Source organism: Nocardioides potassii (genome assembly GCF_021648885.1).
Classification (GTDB): domain Bacteria; phylum Actinomycetota; class Actinomycetes; order Propionibacteriales; family Nocardioidaceae; genus Nocardioides; species Nocardioides potassii.
In genome coordinates this window covers 203,762-224,443 of sequence record NZ_JAKJHZ010000005.1, presented here as the reverse complement: position 1 = coordinate 224,443, position 20,682 = coordinate 203,762, and the positions used below count along the sequence as shown (strand labels likewise).

Below are 20,682 nucleotides of genomic sequence, written 5' to 3'. Positions count from 1 at the left end.
TCTGTCAGGGTGTGTCCATGGGATTCCTCGGCACGGCCATCCACGCGGCGACGGGTGTGCCCCGGCTGTACGCCGCCGCGCTGAAGGCCGGCCTGGGGCCGTCCGAGGCGCTCGAGGTGCTGCGGATCTCGCAGGCGGCTCTGCAGTCGGCGGCCGCGCACGGGCGCGCGGTCCCCGGCCGCACCAACGCCGTGCGGCACTTCATGTGGCAGGCCACGCTCACCGCCCGGTTCGGCGTCGACGCGGCGCGGACCATCGCCGCGGCACAGGAGTCAGGCTCGCCGAACCGTCGCGACTCCGCGGTCGACGAGCACAACAACGCCGCGGGCCGGGCCTGGGGCGCCGAGCACGCCGACGACCTCACGGCGGGGTCCGTGTCGGCCGCGATGACGGCGCTCGTGCCGGTCGCGTTGGAGAAGTGGGAGTCCGACGAGCTGATCTGGGTCAAGCCGCACTAGGTCCAGGCGGTGAGGCCGTCGCGGTCGTGCTCGCCGTCGGGCCACACCGCCCGCACGACACCGGCGGCGGCGAGCGCCTTGCGGCAGCCGGGACAGGGCGGGTCGGTGATGTAGGCCGTCGCGCCCTTGGTGTCGCGGGTCGCGAACAGCAGGGCGTTGACCTCGGCGTGGATCGCGATGCAGAACCCGGCGGTGCCGGGCCGGTCGTAGTCGCCGAGCCCCGGCACGTCGTCGTACGACAACCGGCCGCGCGGGCAGGCTCCCATCAGACAGTCGTCCTCGCCGGGTGCCGCCCCGTTGTAGCCGGTCGCGATGATCCGATGGTCGATCGTCAGGACGGCGCCGACGCGGCGGCGCGTGCACTTCGCGCGGGCGGCGACGGCGGTCGCGATGCCGAGGAAGTAGTCGTCCCAACCGGGGACCGTCGACGCGTCCGTGCTCACGGGAGCACAGACTGCCCGATCTCGCCGGGGTTGTAGGCCACTTCCCAGCGGAAGCCGTCGGGGTCGGCGAAGTAGCCGGTGTAGCCGCCCCACGCGCGCTCCATGGCGTCGCCGACCTCGCGGGCGCCGGCGACGGCCGCCTGCTCGAGGACCGTGTCGACCCCGCGCTTGGTGGCGACGTTGTGGGCGAGGGTGATCGGGGGTACGCCGCCGCGGGCCGGCTGGTGGCCGACCTCCTCCACGAAGAACGCCTCGGCCCAGAGGCTGAGCACGACCTTGTCCGCGACGCGGAACATCAGCACCTCCCCCGCGACGTGGATCTCGGGCTCCCAGCCCAGTCCGTCGACGTAGAACGTCCGGGTGGCCTCGAGGTCGGTGACGACGAGGGTGATGAAGCTGACGCGCTGGTCCATGCTCACTCCTTCTCAGGTGCTGCCTTCTCGGGAGGGCGGGCGGCCAGGCGCACGCGCTGGCGACCCATCTCGTCGAAGTTCCGGTCGTCGAGCCACTCGTCGAGCGCCGCGCGGACGCGTGGCCACTCGAGGTCGGTGATCGAGAACCAGTCGGTGTCGCGGTTGCGGCCCTTGTAGACGACCGCGTTGCGGAACCGGCCCTCCCAGATGAAGCCCAGCCGGATCGCGGCGCGACGCGACGGGGCGTTGAGGCTGTCGCACTTCCACTCGTAGCGGCGGTAGCCGAGGTCGTCGAAGACGTGCCGCATCAGCAGCGCCATCGCCTCGGTGGCCGCGCGGCTGCGCTGGAGCTGGCGACCGAAGGCGATGCCGCCGACCTCGATCGAGCCCATCTCGGGGTCGATGCGCATCAACGAGCAGAAGCCCGCCGCGCGGCCCGTCTCCACCGGCACGATCGCGTACATCACCTGGCCGGGGTCGGCGCCCCCGCGGTCGACGATAGCGGCCATCTCGTCGCGGTCCCGGGGCCGCTCCCAGAACAGGTAGGTCCAGATCGGGTCGTCGTCCGTGCGGCACACCGCGGCGACCAGGTCGTCGACGTGCTGGGGACCGATGGGCTCGAGTCGTACGCCGACGCCCTCGAGCACCCGCTCCTCGTCCGGCCGGACTGCGCCCGACCAGTCGACGGGTCGGCCGATGCGCTGGCCGTGGTCGTTGGTCGACCTGGTGCGCGTGGCGGACAGCTGGAGTCCGACCGGACCGGTCATCGCAGCGCCTCCGCAACCGCGGCCATGCCGCGCTCGACCTCGTCGAACGACGTCGACAGCGGCGAGAGGCCGATGCGCAGCCCGCCGGGGTCGCGGTAGTCCGGGATGACGTCGCGCTGCCACAGCGCCGCGGTGACCTCGCGCATCCGGTCGTGGTGCAGCGTGACGTGGCCGCCGCGCTGCGCGGGGTCGCGCGGGGACGCGAGGGTCACCTCGGGGAGCGTCGCGTCGGCCAGCTCGGCGGCGTACGACGTCAGCGCGACGGACTTCTCGCGGATCGCCTCGACTCCGGCCTCCTCGATCAGCTCGAGCATGCTCTGCATCGCGACCATCCCGAGGATCGGCGGGGTGCCGGAGATGAACCTGCGGATGCCGGTCGCGGGTGTGTAGCCGGGACCCATGAGGAACGGGTCGGCGTGGCCCATCCAGCCCTGGATCGGCTGGGTCAGCTCGCCCTGGAGGCGGGCGTTGACGTAGCCGAAGGCCGGCGAGCCGGGGCCTCCGTTGAGGTACTTGTAGGTGCATCCGACGGCGAGGTCGACGTCCCACTCGTCGAGGGCGGTCGGGACCACCCCGGCGGAGTGGCAGAGGTCCCAGAGCACGAGCGCGCCGGCGTCGTGCACGATCCGGGTGAGCGCCGGGGCGTCGGCCAACCAGGCCGAGCGGTAGGCGACGTGGTTGACGACGACCAGCGCGGTGCGCTCGCTGACGGCCTCGCGCAGCTGGTCGGCCGTGACGCCCGCCGAGGTGTCGACCTCGATCCACCGCAGGGTCAGGCCCCGCTCGGCCGCGATGCCCTCGGCGACGTACCGGTCGGTCGGGAAGTTGTCGGTGTCGATGACGATCTCGGTGCGGCCCGGGTCGGTGCGCACGGCGTGGTCGACGGCCGCGCGCATGAGCTTGTAGAGCCAGACGGTCGTCGAGTCACCGATCGCGGTCTGGCCCGCGGCCGCTCCGAGCGCGATGCGGCCGAGGTCGTCGCCGAGGGTGGTGGGCAGGTCCATCCAGCGCTCGTCCCACCCGCGGATCAGCCGGCCGCCCCACTCCTGCTGGACGAACTCGGTCAGGCGGCCCGCGACCGCGGCCACGGGCCGCCCGAGCGAGTTGCCGTCGAAGTAGACGAGGTCGGTCTCGGCGCCGACGAAGCGCTCACGCAGGGCGGCCAGGGGGTCGGCGGCGTCGAGCTCGGCCGACGTACGGGAGGTGCTCACCCCGGCAACCTATCGAGCGGCCGTCGCCCACCGCGCGGTCGGATCAGTAGCAGACCGCTCCGTGCGCGGCGGACTGGACGACCTTGCGGTACTTGCCGAGCACGCCGCGGGTGTACTTCGGCGGGAGCGGCTCCCAGCCCTCGGCACGCTGCGCGAGCTCGGCGTCGTCGACGTGGACGTCGAGGGTCATGTTCGAGACGTCGAGGGTGATCCGGTCGCCGTCCCGGAGGAAGGCGATCGGCCCGCCGTCGCTGGCCTCGGGCGCGATGTGCCCGACGCAGAGGCCGGTCGTGCCGCCGGAGAAGCGGCCGTCGGTGATGAGGAGGACGTCCTTGCCGAGGCCGGCGCCCTTGATCGCCCCGGTGATGGCCAGCATCTCGCGCATGCCCGGGCCGCCCTTCGGACCCTCGTAGCGGATCACCACGACGTCGCCGGCCTGGATCGCACCCTCGGCGAGCGCGTCGAGCGCCTTGCGCTCGCCGTCGAAGACGCGCGCCGTGCCGGTGAAGGTCGAGTCGTCGAAGCCGGCGCTCTTGACGACCGCCCCCTCGGGGGCGAGCGAGCCCTTGAGGATGGTGAGGCCGCCGGTCTTGTGGATCGGCCGGTCCAGCTGGCGCAGGATCTCCCCGTCGAGCGGCTTGGGGTCGAGGTCGGCGAGGTTCTCCGCCATCGTCTTGCCGGTGCAGGTGAGGACGTCGCCGTGCAGGTGCCCGGCGTCCAGCAACGCGCGCAGCAGCACGGGGATGCCGCCGACGCGGTCGAAGTCGGTCCAGACGAACCGGCCGAACGGCTTCATGTCGGCCAGGTGCGGGACGTTGCGACCGATGCGGGTGAAGTCGTCGAGGGTCAGGTCGACCTCGGCCTCGCGGGCGATCGCCAGCAGGTGCAGGACCGCATTGGTCGAACCTCCGAGCGCCATCGCCATCGTGATCGCGTTCTCGAAGGCCGGCTTGGTCATGATCTGGCGGGCGGTGATGCCCTCGCGCAGCATGTTGACCACGGCCTCACCGGACTTGTGGGCGAACCCGTCGCGGCGGCGGTCCACGGCCGGCGGCGACGAGCTGCCCGGCAGCGACATCCCCAGCGCCTCGGCGACGCTGGCCATCGTGTTGGCGGTGTACGCCCCACCGCAGGCGCCCTCCCCCGGGCAGATCGCGCGCTCGATCTCGTCGACCTTCTCGCGCGTGATCTTGCCGGCCAGGCAGGCGCCCACCGCCTCGAAGGCGTCGATGATCGTGACGTCCTTGCCGTCGACCTGACCGGGCATGATCGTGCCCGCGTAGAGGAACACGCTGGCCAGGTCGAGCCGCGCCGCCGCCATCAGCATCCCGGGCAGCGACTTGTCGCACCCGGCGAGCAGGACCGAGCCGTCGAGCCGCTCGGCCATCATCACGGTCTCGACCGAGTCGGCGATGACCTCGCGGCTGACGAGGGAGAAGTGCATGCCCTCGTGCCCCATCGAGATCCCGTCCGACACCGAGATCGTGCCGAACTCGAGGGGGTACCCGCCGGCCGCGTGGACGCCGCTCTTCACCGCCTTGGCCAGGCGGTCGAGGCTGAGGTTGCAGGGCGTGATCTCGTTCCAGCTCGACGCGACGCCGATCTGCGGCTTGGCCCAGTCGTCGTCGCCCATGCCGACCGCCCGGAGCATCCCTCGCGCGGCGGTGGCCTCGAGTCCGTCGGTGACGGCACGGCTCCGGGGCTTGATGTCGGGTCCGTCTGGTGCGTGGCTCATGGCGTCAGGCTAGTGCGCGCACCACGACCGGAACGGTCGTGTCTCAGGCGGCAGGGCCGTACCTCGCCCGTCTGCGGTCCTCCCGCTCCTCGTCGAGGGACCTGACCTCCGCCACGAGCTGGTGCACCGCCGGGTGGTCGTCCGGTGTCCCGTGGATGATGCGCTCGATCCGTCGCCAGTAGGCCGAGGACCGGTAGTGAATGCCCGGGTCACCCACCCGCCTGGAGTGGTCCCGCCAGCGGAGCGCCTCGATCGACGTCATCGTCCGCAGCCGACGCGGCACCCACCAGTCGAGCGCCTTGAGGTCGGTGTGCGCCGGGTAGCGGCTCCCTCCGTGCTTGCGGGCACCGTCCGCCCGCATCGGCTCCACCTGCTCGCCGGTCTCCCTCTCCTCGAACCGCATCCGCAGTCGTGCCATGCGCAGCAGCCGCTCCATCACGCTCATCCGCGGACTCGTCCGCCCCGTCTCCCACTGCGCCACGACCGACTGCGAGACGTGCAGGAGCGCCGCCAGCCCTCGCTGTGACACGTCGAGGATCCTCCGCACCCGCCGCACCATCCCCGGGATGCCGCCGTCGAACGGCCCCATCGCCCACACGTCCCGCTCGGCCTGCGTCCAGTTCGCCATGCAGTCCCATGCCGCACGCTCGGCCGAGAGCTGCTCCGCCTCCTCGTCGCTCATCGCGCCATCACTCGTCCGGTCATCGAGCCCATCGTCGAGCCCGTCGCCGAGCCGGTCGTCGAGACGGTCGACGTCCTCGCTGACCGCACCCTCGGCGATCTCCTCCATCCCTGCTCCTGATGTGTCGTCCACGCCGCCACCCCTCACCCGTAGATCGTGCACGCCCTCGTCCGGAGCGCGTCGTACGACCAGCACAGGGGAACGAGCCGACACCGGTCGCGTGCCTGTCCACAGCCCGCGATCCTCCCGCGGCGGAGTCGCGGCCTGTGGACACTCGGTGGCCCGCCAGAAGGCAGAAATCCCCCGATCGGCACGTCCTCTCCCCGCCGCTCGGCCGTGAGTCCCTGAGGGACTTACGAGCCAGTGCCGGCGGGCGGGTGAGGACCGCGACTCGAGAAGATGGTGAGTCTCCCAGCGACTCACGGGCCAGCGTGAGCGCCGGCCCTACGACCGAGCGCCCATGAGTCGCTGGGAGACTCACGGGCAAGCGCGGGTACGGCGCTCGTCGACCGGGTGGCCCCGGGGGTCAGGATGGACGGGGTCGCCACTCAGAACGGTCGCGCGGCGCCGGGGGCTGAGCCAGCGGCGGGAGACGCGTCAGGAAGCCGGGGGCTTCGCCTCGGCCTCGCGCTTGAGTGCGGCCAGGCCGCGTTCGAAGTCGCCGCCGATCGCCTTGTCGAAGAACAGCTTGCCCAGCACTCCCATGAGTGCACTCCGCGTGCCCGTCATCGTCCAGGTCACGTCGGTCCCGTCGCCGGCCGGGGCGAGGTCGAAGGTGATCACGTTGGAGGCCTTGAAGGGCTTCAGGAAGTCGAGGTCGACCGCGACGCGGGAGGTGCTCGACTCGGTCATCCGCATCTCGCCCTCGCCGGCCTTGGCGTTGCCCGACCAGTGGTACGTCGACCCGACGCCGGCGGGCGGGCCGGAGTACTCCCGCTTCAGGTCGGGGTCGACGCCCTCCCACGGCGACCAGCGCTGCCACTGGTGGAAGTCGTCGAGCAGGGAGTGGATGCGGGCGACCGGCGCCTGGATGCGGGTGCTGCGCGCCAGCGTGAACTCGGCCATGCGCCGAGGTTAGACCCGAGCCGGGCCGGGCGGACCGAGATCGGCTCGCGGGGACGAGGTTCAGTCGAGTCGGGCAGCGCGGACCACGAGGACGTCGGGCAGGTCCTTGTGGATCTCCTGCCACGACGCGCCCTCGTCGGGGGATGCCCACACACCGCCGTTGCGCCCGCCGAAGTAGAGGCCGACCTCCTCGTGGTCGTCGGTGCACATCGCGTCGCGCATCACCGCGGTGAAGTAGCCGTCGGGCAGGGCGCCCTCGCCGAGGGGCTCCCAGGACGCACCCGCGTCGGTGGTGCGGTAGACCCGCGCCCTGCCGTCGACGGGCCAGCGGGCCTCGGCACCCGTGATCGGGAAGCTGTACGCCGTGTCCCCGCGATGCGGGTGGGCGACCATCGCGAAGCCGAACTCGGTCGGCAGACCGGGCGCGATGTCGTTCCACGTCGCGCCGCCGTCGTCGGAGCGGTAGACCCCGCCGTGGTTCTGGAGGTAGAGCCGGTCGGGGTCGACCGCGTCGCGGGCCACCTTGTGCACGCACTGGCCGAACTCGGGGTAGTTGCGCTCGCCGGGGAAGAACTCGGCCTTCACGCCGGTGTTGGACGGCTCCCACGTCGAACCGCCGTCGGAGGTGACGTAGACCCCTCCCGTGGAGAGCGCGACGAGCACACGCGACGGGTCCTGCGGGTGTGGCACGATCGTGTGGAAGGCCTGCCCGCCGAAACCCGCGTTCCACTCCTCGCGGTGCGGGTGGTCCCACAGCCCGCGGACGAGCGAGAAGGTCTCACCGCGGTCGTCGGAGCGGAAGACCGCGCCCGGCTCGGTGCCGGCCCACACGACAGCGTCCCCACCGTCGTCGGAGACCCCGGGCTGGAGCTGCCACACCCGGGCGAGGGTCGCGCCCGTGTCCTCGGGGAAGCGGGCCGCGCCGTTGGGCGTCTCGTCCCACGACGAGCCCAGGTCGTCGGACCGCCAGACCTGGGGGCCGAGCCAGCTCGACGAGGCGCCGGCCAGCAGCCGCGGGGACGAGCCGCGGGTGTCGATCATGACGGAGTAGACCTCCTCCATCGGGAAGTGCGGCCCGGTCCACTCCCAGGACGCACGCGCCTCGTCGGACGTGCCCATCCAGAGGCCCTTGCGGGTGCCGACCATCAACAACGTGCGCGACATGCGGAGCTCCGATCTGGGTCGTACGAACTGGTCGTGCCGGTCACCGCATCGTGCGGTTGCGGAAGGTCCGGAGCGCCAGCGGCGCGACCACCGCGGTGATCCCGACCGTCCAGAGGATCGTGAAGAGCACCGGGTGGTGCATGGGCAGGTGCGAGTCGGCGGGTGCCGGGCCGGTGTTGCCCCAGAGCTCGCGGACCGCCTGGACGAGCGCGGAGATGGGGTTCCACTCGGCGATCGCACGCAGCACCGTGCCCATGCGCTCGGACGGAGCGAAGGCGTTGGACAGGAACGTCAGCGGGAAGATCGTGGTGAACATGACCCCGTTGACCGCCTCGACCGACCGCATGGCCGACCCGACGAGGATGCCGACCCAGATCATCGCGAAACCCCACAGCAGCAGCAGGCCGTACGCCGCCAGCGCCTCCAGCACGGACCCGCGGATCCGCCAGCCGACGACGAGCCCGGTCAGCGACATCACGATGATGCCGATGAAGGAGTGGGTGATGCTCGACATGCTGCGACCGACGAGGATCGCCGCGGGGTTGATCGGCAGCGACCGGAACCGGTCGATGATGCCCTTGTCGATGTCGGCGGTGAGCCCGACCGCGACGATGAAGGCCGCGAACGCGATCGTCTGACCCATGATCCCGCCGAGCAGCCACTCGCGGTAGCCGGCCGGGGCGGCCACCGAGATCGCTCCGCCGAACACGAACGCGAAGAGCAGCACGAACATCACCGGCTGGATGGTGACGTCGAGCAGCATCTCCGGCATCCGCTTGATGTGGATCAGGTTGCGCCGGAAGATCGTGACCGACTGGTGCCACAGCGACGTGTGGCGGATCTCGGGCCGCTCGAGGGTGCCGTGCTCCGTGTGGCTCATGCCCGCACCTCCTGGTCCTCGTGGGCGTCGTCCCCCACGGTGCTGTCACCGACGTCCTCGCCGGCGTCCGGGACCTCCTCGGCCCGGTGGCCGGTCAGGTTGAGGAACACGTCGTCCAGGCTCGGTCGCTGGAGCCCGAGGTCGTCGATCTCGATCCCGCTGCCGTCGAAGACGGCCGCGATGCGGGTCACGTCGCCCAGCCCCTCGGCCGGAGCCGTGATCCGGCGCGCGGCCTCCTCGACGTGGGCCTCCAGCCCGGCGCCGCGCACGCGCTCCACGGCAGCCGCCAGGTCGTCGGCGCGTGAGACCGTGACGACGAGCGACGCCTTGCCGGAGGCGTCCTTGAGCTCCAGCGGCGTCCCCTGGGCGATGACCGTCCCGCGGTCGATGACGACGATGTCGTCGGCGAGCTGGTCGGCCTCCTCGAGGTACTGCGTGGTGAGCAGCAGGGTCGTCCCGTCCTCGACGAGGTCGCGGAGCACGTCCCACAGCTCGACGCGGCTGCGCGGGTCGAGGCCGGTGGTCGGCTCGTCGAGGAAGAGGACCGGCGGCGTGGCGACCAGGCTGACCGCGAGGTCGAGGCGCCGGCGCATGCCGCCGGAGTACGTCTTGACGACCCGGTCCGCGGCGCCGGTCAGCGAGAACCGCTCGAGCAGCTCACCGCCGACCCGCTCGGTGGTCTTCCTGTCCAGCCCGTAGAGGCTCCCGATCAGCCAGAGGTTCTCCCGCCCGGTCAGCAGCTCGTCGACCGTGGCCGACTGCCCGGTGAGCCCCATCGACCGACGGACGGCGGCGGGATCGGTGAGGACGTCGTACCCCGCGACGCGCGCCGTGCCACGCGTGGGCCGCGTCAGCGTCGTCATCATCCGCACCGTCGTGGTCTTGCCGGCGCCGTTGGGGCCGAGGAGCCCGAGCACCGTCCCCCGCGGCACGGCGAAGCTGACGTCGTCGACCGCCAGCGTGTCCCCGAACTCCTTGACCAGTCCCTCTGCCTCGATCGCGTGATCGTGTCCCACCCCGTTGACCGTCCCCTCCGTGACTATTCCGATTAGGAACACTACCCTGACGGAGAGATGAGTCAAGACCTTCCGGTGACGTCCTACGCGATCCTCGGCCTGCTCACGTTCGGCGACGAGCTGACCGGCTACGAGATCAAGCAGCGCGCCGACATCACGCTGCGCTTCTACTGGGTCTCCCCCGCGATGAGCCAGATCTACACCGAGCTGCGCCGCCTCGCCGACCACGGCCTCGTGCGCGCCGACGCGCGGGCGGACGGTGAGCGCGAGGTGACGTCGTACGCCATCACGGACGCGGGGCAGCACGCGTTGCGCACGTGGATGGCGGAGACGCCGGCCGGCTTCCCCGTCCTCAAGCACCCGGTGCTGCTGCGGCTCCTCGTCGGGCACGCGAGCGAGCCGGCGCGGACCCGGGAGATGCTCCACGACTACCTCGCCGAGCTCGACCGGGCGCGCGCCGACCTCGGTGACGTCCGCGCGGCGCTGCGGGGCGCCGACAGCCCCGGCGAGCCGTTCCGGTTCCCGGCGCTGGTCGCCGACTGGGGGCTGGACTACTTCGCCGCCGAGGAACGGCACACCCGCCAGGCGCTCGCGAGCCTCGACGACAGCGAGGGCGAGGCCACTCCCTAGGCTTCGGGGGTGACCACCCGCCCGAGCCGCTCCCTGCTCGGGCCCGTCGGCCTGGTCCTCGTCGGCATCCTCTCGGTGCAGGTCGGCGCCGCCATCGCCAAGGGCCTGTTCGGCGAGATCTCGCCGACCGCCATGGTGTGGCTGCGCCTGGTCACCAGCTCGCTGGTCCTGGCGGCAGTGGCGCGGCCGCGGCTGTCGGGGCGGACCCGGCAGGACTGGCTGGTCGTGCTGGGCTTCGGTGCCAGCCTGGCCACGATGAACTGGGGGATCTACCAGGCGTTCTCGCGGATCCCGCTCGGCATCGCGGTGACGATCGAGTTCATCGGACCGCTCACCCTCGCGGTCCTGGGCTCGCGACACGCGCGCGACCTGGTGTGGGTCCTGCTCGCCGGCGTGGGCGTCGTGCTGCTGGGGTTCCACCCGGCCGACCTGGACCCCGTCGGGGTGGCGTGCGCGCTGCTCGCCGGCACCGCGTGGGCGGCGTACATCCTGCTCAGCGCGAGCACCGGGCGACGGTGGGCCGGGTTCGACGGACTTGCGGTGGCGAGCATCGTCGCCGCGATCGGCATGACCCTGCCCGCGCTGCTGAGCGCCGGCTCCGGGCTCTGGGACGGGCGGGTGCTGCTCATCGGCGCCCTGGTCGGCCTGCTGAGCTCGGTCATCCCCTACAGCTGCGAGCTCGTCGCGCTGCGCAGCCTCCGTCCGGCCGTGTTCGGGATCCTGATGAGCCTGGAGCCCGCGGCGGCGGCGCTCGCGGCGATCGTGGTGCTCAGCGAGCACCTGTCGGTGCTGCAGTGGCTGGCGATCGCCTGCGTGGTGGCGGCCTCGATCGGTGCGACCCGGTCGGGAGCGACGCCCGGGGAGAGGCCCGGAGAGCACGCACACCAACCCGGCACACTGGCTCCATGACCCGACTGGCCCGGTCCTCGACGGTGCTGCCCGCCCTCGCCCTCGTCCTCGGCGTCACCACGGCGTGTTCCGGCGACGGCGGCACGCCCGCGCCGATCCCCCAGGTGACGCAGCCGACCGACCAGCCCAGCGAGCCCACGCCGAGCGAGTCTCCCAGCGACTCAGGGTCGACGGGCGAGGACCAGGGAGGTGGCGCGGAGGGACCGAGGGCCGTCGGCACGCTGGTCGACCTGCTCGAGGTCCCGTGGGGCGTGGACTTCCTGCCCGACGGCGACGCCGTGGTGACCGAGCGAGAGACCGGACGGGTCCTGGAGGTCACGCCCGACGGCACGCTGAGCCGGCTCGGCGCGATCACCGCAGCGGTCCCGCAGGGCGAGGCCGGCCTGCTCGGGGTCGCGGTGTCCCCGGACTTCGACACCGACAGCACCCTGTTCTTCTACGTGACGACCGGCTCGGACAACCGGGTCATGAGCGCCGTGCTCGAGGACGGCGAGCTGGGCGAGCCGACCGTCGTCCTGGACGGGATCCCGGCCGGCCTCATCCACGACGGAGGCCGGATCGCGTTCGGTCCCGACGGCTTCCTGTACGTCACCACGGGCGAGACCGGCGACCCCGGGCTCGCCCAGGACCCCGACAGCCTCGCCGGCAAGATCCTGCGGATCACCACCGACGGCCGGCCCGCCCCCGGCAACCCCGACCCGGGCTCACCCGTCTGGTCGCTCGGCCACCGGAACGTCCAGGGCCTCGCCTGGGACGACCAGGGCCGGCTCTGGGCCTCGGAGTTCGGCGACTCGACGTGGGACGAGCTCAACCTCGTCGAGAAGGGCGGCAACTACGGCTGGCCCGAGGTCGAGGGCACCGGCGGCGGGCCGGACTTCATCGACCCCCAGCTGGTGTGGCCGGTCGAGCAGGCCTCGCCGAGCGGGTTGGCGTACGCCGACGGCCACCTCTGGATGGCGGGCCTCCGAGGTCAGCGGCTGTGGCGGATCAGGGTGTCGGACAGCGGGAAGGCGTCCCGGCCGATGGCGTTCTTCACCGAGGACTACGGCCGGCTGCGGACCGTCGTCGCCTCGCCGGACGACCAGCTGTGGCTGACGACGTCCAACAGGGACGGCCGCGGTCAGCCGACCGAGGCCGATGACCGGATCATCGTGATCCAGCCCTGACCTCGCCCGTCGTACCTGCGGCAGCGCGGGTGCCGGGCGTGACGACCGCGCGTCGGGCCGCCCGGCGCAGCGTCGTGAGGATCGCCGGGCCGAGCACGACGACCGCCACCGCAGTCGTGATCGCCCGGCCGGTGTCCCACCCGCCGGTCGACGTCAGCAGCGTGTAGACGAGGAAGCGGTGGGCGTTCTCGAGGACGGGCGCCCCGGCGACGTACGCCAGCGAGCCCTGGTGGTCGGGCACGACGATGCCGAGCGTGAAGGGCCAGTAGCTGAGGTTCATCAGCATCCCGTAGAGGTACGAGGCCACGACCGCGTAGACGACGAGCATGACGATCTCGCCGCGGCCGGTGACGCGTCGCGGGAGCAGCCCGGCGAACATCCCCACCCAGGCGGCGCAGATCATCTGGAACGGCAGCCACGGACCGACCCCGGCGGTGAGCACCGCCGAGGCGAACATCGACGTCACGCCGAGGGCGAACCCGAATCCCGCCCCGAACACCCGGCCGCCCAGGACCAGCAGGAAGAAGACCATCTCGATCCCCGCGGTCCCCGCCCCGAAGCCGCGCAGCACGGCGTTGATCGCCGACAGCACACCCAGCACGGCGAGCACGCGCGCGTCCATGCCGCCCTCCCCCATCTCGGCGAGGACCACGACGATCACGAGCGACAGCAGGCCGAGGAAGACGAAGGGCGGCTCCACCCGCTGACCGGGCTCGGCGGCGAGCAGCAGCGGCCAGCACAGCATCATCAGTCCTGCGAGTGACGCCAGGACGAGCACCGCCGCGGTGCGCGGGCCGATGGGCATCGCGACGGTCCGCGTCGACGTCATCGCCGTACCTCCTCGAGGGCCGCGGCCACTTCCTCGACGACCAGCCACGGTGGCCCGAGCACCTTGGTGACCTGCGGCGCGAAGGACGGCGACTCCGCGAGCACGCGCCGGGGCGGGCCGCTGGAGACGACCTCGCCCTCGGCGAGCACCACGACGTCGTCGGCGACGTGGGCGGCGAACTCGACGTCGTGCGTCGCGAGCAGCACGGCCCGGCCGTCCGCGGCGAGGTCGGCGACGATGCGGGCGAGCTCGGCCTTGCCGGCGTAGTCCAGACCGCGCGTGGGCTCGTCGAGCAGCAGGACCGGCGGTCGGGCGGTGAGCACGATCGCGAGGGCGAGGGCCAGCCGCTGGCCCTCGGACAGGTCGCGCGGATGGAGGTCGGTGTCGATGCCGGGGGCGAGCCGGTCGAGCAGCCCGCGGCAGGTGCCGGACGGCGCCTCGGCACCCTCATCGGCCGCGGCGCACTCCTCCGCGACGGACTCGAGGTAGAGCAGGTCGGCGGCCGTCTGCGGCACCAGCCCGACGTGCGTACGACGTTCGGCGGGCGCCAGCTCCCCAGGGTCGTCGCCGTCGACGTCGATGCTCCCGGACCGGCGCCTGCCCGTGCCCTGGAGCGCCCAGATGAGGCTCGACTTGCCCGAGCCGTTGCGGCCCATCAGCACGGTCACGTGACCGGCCGACAGCGTCAGGTCGACCTCGCGCACGGCGACGAGGGCGCCGTGGACGACCGTGACGCCCCGCGCCACCAGCACCGGCCGGGACTCGCGCGCGGGCGCAGGCTCGGGCGGGGCGAGGTCCGGGAGCGAGCGGGCCTCGCGCCGTGCGTCGCGCACGGTGAGCGGGAGCGGGTCCCACCGGGCCAGGCGGCCGAGGTCGACGAGCGGCGGTGCGACCGGCGAGTCCGCCAGGACCGAGCGTGGCTCGTCGACGCGGACCGTTCCGTCACCGGTGACCAACGCGATCCGGTCGGCGAACGGGACGACCCGCTCGAGCCGGTGCTCGGCGAGCAGCACGGTCAGGCCGAGGTCGTGGACCAGCCGGGTGATGGTCGCGAGGACGTCCTCGGCCGCGGTCGGGTCGAGCGCCGAGGTCGGCTCGTCCAGGACGAGGACGCGCGGGTGGGTGGTCAGCACGGAGCCGATCGCCACCCGCTGCTGCTGGCCGCCGGAGAGGGTCCGGAGGTCGCGGGCGCGCAGGTCGGCGATGCCGAGCAGGTCGAGCGTCTCCTCGACGCGGCGCCGCATCGTCTCGGGCGCGGTACCGAGCTGCTCCATGCCGTAGGCGAGCTCCTCCTCGACCGTGTCCGCGACGAACCCGGCGAGCGGGTCCTGGCCGACGTAGCCGACGAGGTGCGCCCGCTCGCGCGGCGGCTGCTCGACGATGCTGGCGCCGTCGAGGAGCACGTCGCCGCTCAGGACACCGCCGCTGAAGCGCGGGACCAGGCCGGTGACCACGCCGAGCAGGGTGGACTTCCCGACTCCCGTGCGCCCCGAGACCAGGACCAGCTCACCCTCGTCGAGGGTGAGGTCGACGGCGCGCAGGACCTCCTGCTCGTCGTAGCGGAAACCGATGTCCCGGAGCTCGATGACGCCTCTCATGCCGGCACCTCCCGTCCGGTGAGCGCGGAGGAAGGCACCGGCGTCGCGGCCGCGGGGACGGTGCCGAGGACCCCGACGACCAGCGCGAGCGGCGAGAGGTAGGGCATCGTGTCGACGCCCGGGTAGGCGACCGCGACCTGTGCGTGGCCGACGTACCAGCCCAGGACCGCGACGGCGAGGCCGATGCCGACGGTGACCAGCTCGGGCGTCCGCCAGGGGTCGGGGCGGTACCGGGTGCGGTGCACCCGGCGCCCGGCGCTGATGAGGCCGAGCACGGCCACGACGGCACCGGCGGCGAGCATCGGCAGCGCGAGGACGCGGGGCGCCGTGGGGTCGAGCCAGGCGTACGTCCCCACGCAGATGCCGGTGAGCGCGAGCAGCAGCAGCGCGCCGGTCGTCGATCGCTCGCCGCGCGACGCCCCGCCGGAGCGACCGTAGCCGCGGGTGTCCATCCCGGCGGCGAGGGCCAGCGAGCGCTCGAGGGCGTCCTCGAGGACGGGGACGAGGAAGCGTCGGAGCCGGCCCACGCCGGAGGTCGCCCCTCCGCGGAGCGCCTGCGCCGCACGGACGCGACGCGCGCTGTCGGCGAGCTGGGGGAAGATCGTCACCGCCACGACGAGCGCGGTCCCGATCTCGTAGAGCGCGGGCGGCACCGACGCGAGCAGGCGCTTGGGGTTGGCGAGCGAGTTCGCGGCGCCGACGCACAGGATGATCGCGGCGAGCCGGAGTCCGTCGTACAGCCCGGCGAGGAGGGCCTCGCTGGTGACCGGGCCGAGGAGGCGCACGCCGGCCGCCCAGTCCGGGAGCGGGACCTCGGGCAGGTCGAGCAGGACGTGGCCGACCTCCTGGCCACCGAAGACCAGCCGGAAGACGACACGCATGACCACGGTGACGAGGGCGAGCAGGGCGTAGAGCCGGAACGACCGGCCGAAGGGGTGACCGGACCGGCGCGCCATCACCACCACCGTGGCCGAGCCCATGACGAGCAGCAGCAGCAGCGGGTTGGTCGTGAAGGAGGCCGCCGCGGCCAGCCCGATCGCCCAGGTCCACCAGGCGATCGGGTGCAGGTCACGCGGCAGTCCCCACACGGGCGCGGCCGGTCCGGTCAAGGCGCGTCAGACCCCCCGTCTGCGACGCGCCACGACGGCACTCCCCGCGATCGCGATCGCGAGCAGGCCGACGACGCTCCAGGTGACAGCGGCCGGGATGCGGGCCGGCTGGTCCGCGCTCGGCTCCCCCGCCTCCGCAGCCGTGCTGGTCGTCGAGTCTCCCGGAGACTCATCGTCGGTGGGGCCGTCGCCGGCACCTGAGTCTCCGACGGACTCATCGTCCGAGTCCTTCTCGGAGGCCTTGTCAGAGCCCTTGCCCGAGCGCTTGCCGGAGTCCTTCTCGGACCCCGCCTTGGCCCGTGAGTCTCCAGGAGACTCAGAGGACAGCGGGGACTCGGTGGGCGCGCCTGGCGTGCTCGAGGGCGACGACGACGGGGACGAGCCCGAGCCGCCGGTCGAGCCGGACCCGCCGTTGGAGCCGCCACCCGACCCGGTGCCGCCGGTCGAGCCGCCGCCCGAGCCGCCCGCTCCCGGGGAGGGCGACGACGTCGGGCTCGAGGACTGCGAACCGCCGCCGCTCGATGGCGTGGCGGAGGGCGACGACGGCGCCGTTGTCGGCGCCGAGGTCGGGGTGGCACTGGCGGCCGACGCCACCGGAGGGGCGATGCCCGGGGGCACGCTGCCGCTCGCGGACCGGTCCTGCTGCCAGGACCAGCCGACGGAGCCACCGGCGGGGACCGTCAGCCCGCCGACGCCGTACGACGAGTACGTCCACGATGACTTCGTGCCGTCGGCCCAGAAGAGGCCCCAGTACGCGTTCGCGGGCGACGCGTTGACGCACGGGTCGCTCGTCGGTACGCCGTTGACCCGGCAGACGAAGCCCGGCTGCCGGGTGGCGTAGGTCAGTTGGACGCCGACCGAGGCGAAGATCGCGCTCGCAGTCTTTCCGCCGCCGTCAGGGGCGCAGGCGGTGAAGGTCGCCCCTCCGCGCTCGCGGTAGTCGACGACGACGCTGACCCCGCCCGACGTGGTGCACGTCGCAGCCTGGGCAGCGGGGAGCAGCGCCGCCGGGGCAGCGACGGACAGCCCGCTCGCGACCAGTCCGCAGACCAGGATCGCGAAGCGGGCCGTCCACCGACGGATGTCCCGAGACATCGAGGTCACGCCTTCTTCAGCCAGAAGGCCGTACGGACCGTGTCCGCACCGTTGGCCGACTGGGTCGCAACGACCCGCAGGCGGCCCTTCTGCAGTGCCGGCCGAGCCGCGCGACGGACCTTCAGCACGAGGGTGTCCTTCGTCCCGGCCTCGACGGAGTACGCCGCCCGAGCCACGACGATCCGCTTCGCGTCGGCGCCGGTGCCGACGGCCTTCTTCGACCGTACGACGAGCCGGCCCTCGCAGGTCTCGGTCCCCACGCACTTCACGCCGAGCCGGACCTTGTTCTTGCGCACCAGCTCGACCTTCGACGCCTTGAGGCTTCCCGTCGGCACCACCACGGGCACAGGGGTCGGGGTCGGGTTCGCCGTCGGCGCGGTGGGCGCCGGAACGGTGGTCGTGGACGACTTCGTGTCGGTCAGGGTCGTCACCGTGAACGTGGACGAACCGGGGCCCGCCGGAAGGGTGAAGGTCTCCGTCACCGGCGCGCCGGTGCCCTTGACTGAGCGAGCGGTCGACCCGAACGTGATGCAGCCGTACTCGCCTGCGGCGAGACCCGTGACCGTCGCGGTGACCGTCGACGAGCCTGCGGCGGTGGCAGGCGTCGAGATGGCGAGCGGCCCCGAGGCGGCCGGCGCCCACGCGAGGGCGGGAGCAGCCTGGTAGGAGGCGATGCGCCACGTGTTGCGCGCAGTGCCAAGCCCGTTGGCCCGGCCCGCCGCGAAGTCCTCCGCGTTGTAGGCGATGGCGCCGGTGGGTGCCTGCGTGGCGCACGCGCCGGCGTCGGAGACCTGCAGCGCACGGGTCCACGCGCCGGCCTCGGCGGCGGCCGTCGAACGACCTGCCTCACCGAGCGCCCAGCCACCCAGTCCGGTGCCGTTGGTGTTGGCACCCGCGGCACCGCCGTCACCGGGGAAGGAGCCGTCAGCCAGCTGCAAGGACTCCAGCCAGTCGGCGGCGTCCGCGATCGCCTCGGTCACCGCGGGGGTCGTGAGACCGGACTCGACCAGCGAGATCACCACGAGCGCGGTGACGTCGGGCTGGCTCGGCGAGGTCGCGCACGGCTCGTCCACGTCGAGGGGGAAGAAGCCCGCAGGGCACTGCTGGGCGAGCAGGGCGTCGGTCGCCTTGGCGGTCTCCGTCGACTCCAGGTTGGCCAGCGCCTCCACGGCGAAGCCCTGACCGATGTTGTTGGCGTAGTTGCCGTAGGTGCTGTCGTCCTCGATCCGACCGGTGGTGTCGTTGGTCAGGTCCTCGAGCTGCGCCTCGAGGTCGACGTCGCTGTACTGCGTCGCCGGATCGAGGCCAGCGCGAAGGGTGAAGGCGGTCGCCTTCGCCGTCGGGTTCGCGTACCGGCCGGTGCCGAGCTTGGTGTACGGCGCCACGAATTCGTACTCGTCGGCCTTGACGTAGCCGTACTGGTCCTTCTCGGTGGTGACGAGGAACGGGTCGAGCGCTTCGCTGACGTCCTCGGCCTCGGCCTGGTGGCCCGTCGCGGACAGCGCAAGGCCTGCGTCGATGAGCTGCCCGGGGTTGTAGGTGAAAGCGCCTCCGGCGAGCGCCACGGGGACTTCGGCTGCGATCCAGTCACCCGCCGCATCAGCGGCCTGGGCGGATGTGGCGGCGGTGGCGGGCACGGCCTGGGCGAGGGTGGAGGCGGCGAGCGCGACGGCTGCCAGCCCTGAGATGAGCTTCATGGTTCCTTCCTCGCTGCGACAGCGAGGCAAGGTCGGCATGCACCGGTCAGCCTCGCTGCATTCCTCGACAGCGATGGTGTTCAAGACGCGTCGAGGCAGGTGTTCCGGCTTGCACGGGATCGCTCCCGTGCCCACGGTTGCGGGTCAGCGTCGGTTTCGGACCGACTTTCCCCACCTCGGGCGTGTGTGGTGCCGACCCGGTCGGGTGCGGCCAGCGCAGCCTAGCCCCGCCAATGCCCGGAGCGCACGTCGGCCCGGCATCCCTGAGATGGGAGGAATGCCGGGCCGACGCGGTGGTTCAGCTGGTGGTGCGGGTCGCGTCAGTTGCGGACCTTCAGCGACGTACGGGCCTCGTCGTCCGAGGTCTTCACGAGCGCCACGCGACGCTGGTTGCCCGCGGGCAGCTGCAGCTTGCGCACGATCTTGTCGCCGGTCTTCTTGCCCTTGACCCGGACGAAGTCGCCCTTGACCTGCAGGCAGGCGCTCTCGCTGGGCGCGAGGCCGAAGACGCGGAACTGCACCCGCTCACCGGCGCGGGCCTGCTTGCGCACCGAGACGATCTTGAGGGCGTCCTTGCTCGCCGGGGCGAACTGGAGGCCGAGGATCGCCTGGGCGGTGGAACGACGCCACTCGTCGCGCGCGCTCGCCGGGATGCCGGTCGTCGAGGCGGGCTTGATGCGGTCCTTGCGGAACGCGACGGCACCGGTGTCCTTGGTCAGCGCCGTGCGGCACTTGTACTTGTCCACGGGCTGGTTCTTGCGGACCCACAGCGCTGCCTTCAGCGCGGCGTCGCGGTTGCGCATCAGGCCGAGCGCGTAGCCGCCGAGGGCGGTCGTGTTCGAGTTGATCGAGGCGCCGGGACCCGAGCTGCGGAAGGCCCCGCTCCTGCGCTGCTTGCTCGCCAGCCAGGCGCTGGCCTTGTCGAGCGCGGTGGTGACGGTGGCGCTGCGGTCGCCGGACTCGATGAGGTTGATCATCGCGAGCGCGGTGGCGTCGGTGTCCGCCTCGCTCCCGGCGACGCCCTCGGTGCAGGACTGGCTGGGGACGTTCGCCGTGTCGAGGTCGAGCCGGAAGTAGCCCGAGGCGCACTGCTGCTTGAGCAGGAAGTCTCGGGCGGCACCCGCCTCCGCGGAGCGCGCCAGCGCGAGGGCGCGGACGGCGTAGGACTGACCGACGACGTTGGCGAAGTCGCCGAACTCCGACTTGTCGGAGATGCGACCGGCGATCGCGGCGGCCTGCGGCTCCTTGGTCGGGTCGGCCGGGACGTCGGCGGTGCGCTCCTCGAGGCGCGCGACGAGGTTGACCCCGCCGTAGCTGACCGGGTTCTTCTTGGCGGTGCGGGCGAACGTCGCCGCCTTCGCGAGCGCTCCGGCGTAGGACTCCTTGGTGCCGTCGCCGACGTACTCGGCGATGCGCGGCTCGAGCGCGTTGCTGATGGCGGTGACGGTCGCGCCCTGGTTGGCGACGGTCGCGAGCGCCATGCCGGTGTCGATGGTGAGGCCGAAGTCGGGGCCGAAGTCCCCGACGACGAGGCCGTTGGTGAGCTCACCGGCCATCCACTCGGCGGCGATCGTCGACGGCGTGCTGTCGGTGTTGACGGCGGCCTTGGCGCTCCTCAGGGCTGACGAGGGATCAGCCGTGGCGGGCGGAGCGGCAATCACTCCCGCGCCCAGGGCGACCGTCGACAGCGCTACGGCTGCGGTGCGGATGGGTCGAATGCGATGGTGCATGACTTCCTTCCCGCTCGCGCGGGAGCCCCACGACGGCATGCAGCCGCCAGCCCCCTCGTGGCACGAGCGTTTCGTTGGTGATGTG

The 20,682-nt window shown here is 72.5% G+C and carries 20 protein-coding genes and 1 riboswitch; of the genes, 4 read left to right on the top strand and 16 right to left on the bottom strand.

Annotated elements, in window-relative coordinates; translation table 11 throughout:
* Positions 1-17: 17 nt before the first annotated feature.
* Positions 18-458 carry a DUF6973 domain-containing protein gene (locus L2K70_RS05510; protein ID WP_236400160.1) on the top strand — a complete coding sequence of 147 codons (441 nt, stop codon included), beginning with the start codon at positions 18-20 and terminating at the stop codon, positions 456-458.
* Here L2K70_RS05510 and L2K70_RS05505 read toward each other — a convergent pair.
* The 10 genes from L2K70_RS05505 to L2K70_RS05460 all read right to left on the bottom strand — a co-directional run bounded on the left by L2K70_RS05505 (position 455) and on the right by L2K70_RS05460 (position 9,834).
* On the bottom strand, positions 455-901 hold the full coding sequence (locus L2K70_RS05505; protein WP_236400157.1) for a deoxycytidylate deaminase: 447 nt from the start codon (positions 899-901) through the stop codon (positions 455-457). The two genes, L2K70_RS05510 and L2K70_RS05505, sit on opposite strands and share 4 nt — an antisense overlap.
* Positions 898-1,314, bottom strand: coding sequence for a VOC family protein (locus L2K70_RS05500; RefSeq protein ID WP_236400154.1), 417 nt, complete (start codon positions 1,312-1,314; stop codon positions 898-900). The genes L2K70_RS05505 and L2K70_RS05500 overlap by 4 nt, the downstream gene beginning before the upstream one ends.
* Before the next feature lie 2 nt (positions 1,315-1,316).
* On the bottom strand, positions 1,317-2,081 hold the full coding sequence (locus tag L2K70_RS05495; protein WP_236400151.1) for a GNAT family N-acetyltransferase: 765 nt from the start codon (positions 2,079-2,081) through the stop codon (positions 1,317-1,319).
* A complete protein-coding gene (gene kynU / locus L2K70_RS05490) occupies positions 2,078-3,292 on the bottom strand; it encodes a kynureninase (protein ID WP_236400148.1) in 1,215 nt (404 codons plus the stop codon). The genes L2K70_RS05495 and kynU overlap by 4 nt, the downstream gene beginning before the upstream one ends.
* A gap of 43 nt (positions 3,293-3,335) precedes the next feature.
* The gene (ilvD, locus tag L2K70_RS05485) at positions 3,336-5,027 is read right to left on the bottom strand and encodes a dihydroxy-acid dehydratase (RefSeq protein ID WP_236400145.1); all 1,692 of its coding nucleotides are present in this window, start codon (positions 5,025-5,027) and stop codon (positions 3,336-3,338) included.
* A gap of 43 nt (positions 5,028-5,070) precedes the next feature.
* On the bottom strand, positions 5,071-5,841 hold the full coding sequence (locus tag L2K70_RS05480; protein WP_236400142.1) for a helix-turn-helix domain-containing protein: 771 nt from the start codon (positions 5,839-5,841) through the stop codon (positions 5,071-5,073).
* Between the two features lie 465 nt (positions 5,842-6,306).
* Positions 6,307-6,774 carry an SRPBCC family protein gene (locus tag L2K70_RS05475; RefSeq protein ID WP_236400139.1) on the bottom strand — a complete coding sequence of 156 codons (468 nt, stop codon included), beginning with the start codon at positions 6,772-6,774 and terminating at the stop codon, positions 6,307-6,309.
* 60 nt (positions 6,775-6,834) lie between these two features.
* Positions 6,835-7,938, bottom strand: a complete 1,104-nt coding sequence (locus tag L2K70_RS05470) for a WD40/YVTN/BNR-like repeat-containing protein (protein WP_236400136.1) — start codon at positions 7,936-7,938, stop codon at positions 6,835-6,837.
* A gap of 40 nt (positions 7,939-7,978) precedes the next feature.
* Positions 7,979-8,818: an ABC transporter permease gene (locus L2K70_RS05465; RefSeq protein WP_236400134.1), complete on the bottom strand. Its 840-nt coding sequence runs from the start codon at positions 8,816-8,818 to the stop codon at positions 7,979-7,981.
* Positions 8,815-9,834 carry an ATP-binding cassette domain-containing protein gene (locus tag L2K70_RS05460; protein WP_236400131.1) on the bottom strand — a complete coding sequence of 340 codons (1,020 nt, stop codon included), beginning with the start codon at positions 9,832-9,834 and terminating at the stop codon, positions 8,815-8,817. Before L2K70_RS05460 ends, L2K70_RS05465 begins: the two co-directional genes overlap by 4 nt.
* A 57-nt stretch (positions 9,835-9,891) precedes the next feature.
* Between L2K70_RS05460 and L2K70_RS05455 the strand changes: the two genes are divergently transcribed.
* Genes L2K70_RS05455 through L2K70_RS05445 form a run of 3 tightly spaced genes read left to right on the top strand, consistent with a single transcriptional unit; the run spans position 9,892 to position 12,539 of the window.
* The gene (locus L2K70_RS05455) at positions 9,892-10,464 is read left to right on the top strand and encodes a PadR family transcriptional regulator (protein WP_236400128.1); all 573 of its coding nucleotides are present in this window, start codon (positions 9,892-9,894) and stop codon (positions 10,462-10,464) included.
* 9 nt (positions 10,465-10,473) lie between these two features.
* A complete protein-coding gene (locus L2K70_RS05450) occupies positions 10,474-11,373 on the top strand; it encodes an EamA family transporter (protein ID WP_236400125.1) in 900 nt (299 codons plus the stop codon).
* Entirely contained in the window at positions 11,370-12,539 is a 1,170-nt protein-coding gene (locus tag L2K70_RS05445; protein WP_236400122.1) for a PQQ-dependent sugar dehydrogenase, read from the top strand. Before L2K70_RS05450 ends, L2K70_RS05445 begins: the two co-directional genes overlap by 4 nt.
* Here L2K70_RS05445 and L2K70_RS05440 read toward each other — a convergent pair.
* The 6 genes from L2K70_RS05440 to L2K70_RS05415 all read right to left on the bottom strand — a co-directional run bounded on the left by L2K70_RS05440 (position 12,520) and on the right by L2K70_RS05415 (position 20,597).
* Positions 12,520-13,368: an ECF transporter S component gene (locus L2K70_RS05440; RefSeq protein WP_236400119.1), complete on the bottom strand. Its 849-nt coding sequence runs from the start codon at positions 13,366-13,368 to the stop codon at positions 12,520-12,522. The two genes, L2K70_RS05445 and L2K70_RS05440, sit on opposite strands and share 20 nt — an antisense overlap.
* Positions 13,365-14,966 (bottom strand): ABC transporter ATP-binding protein, encoded by a 1,602-nt coding sequence (locus L2K70_RS05435; protein ID WP_236400116.1) that lies wholly within the window; start codon positions 14,964-14,966, stop codon positions 13,365-13,367. The genes L2K70_RS05440 and L2K70_RS05435 overlap by 4 nt, the downstream gene beginning before the upstream one ends.
* Positions 14,963-16,075 (bottom strand): energy-coupling factor transporter transmembrane component T, encoded by a 1,113-nt coding sequence (locus tag L2K70_RS05430; RefSeq protein ID WP_236400113.1) that lies wholly within the window; start codon positions 16,073-16,075, stop codon positions 14,963-14,965. The genes L2K70_RS05435 and L2K70_RS05430 overlap by 4 nt, the downstream gene beginning before the upstream one ends.
* A gap of 6 nt (positions 16,076-16,081) precedes the next feature.
* Positions 16,082-17,170, bottom strand: a complete 1,089-nt coding sequence (locus tag L2K70_RS05425) for an MSCRAMM family adhesin SdrC (RefSeq protein WP_236400110.1) — start codon at positions 17,168-17,170, stop codon at positions 16,082-16,084.
* A gap of 5 nt (positions 17,171-17,175) precedes the next feature.
* Positions 17,176-18,867 (bottom strand): prenyltransferase/squalene oxidase repeat-containing protein, encoded by a 1,692-nt coding sequence (locus L2K70_RS05420; protein ID WP_236400107.1) that lies wholly within the window; start codon positions 18,865-18,867, stop codon positions 17,176-17,178.
* 76 nt (positions 18,868-18,943) lie between these two features.
* A riboswitch (cobalamin riboswitch) is annotated at positions 18,944-19,061 on the bottom strand.
* A 126-nt stretch (positions 19,062-19,187) separates the two neighbouring features.
* Positions 19,188-20,597: a prenyltransferase/squalene oxidase repeat-containing protein gene (locus tag L2K70_RS05415; protein WP_236400104.1), complete on the bottom strand. Its 1,410-nt coding sequence runs from the start codon at positions 20,595-20,597 to the stop codon at positions 19,188-19,190.
* Positions 20,598-20,682: the final 85 nt, after the last annotated feature.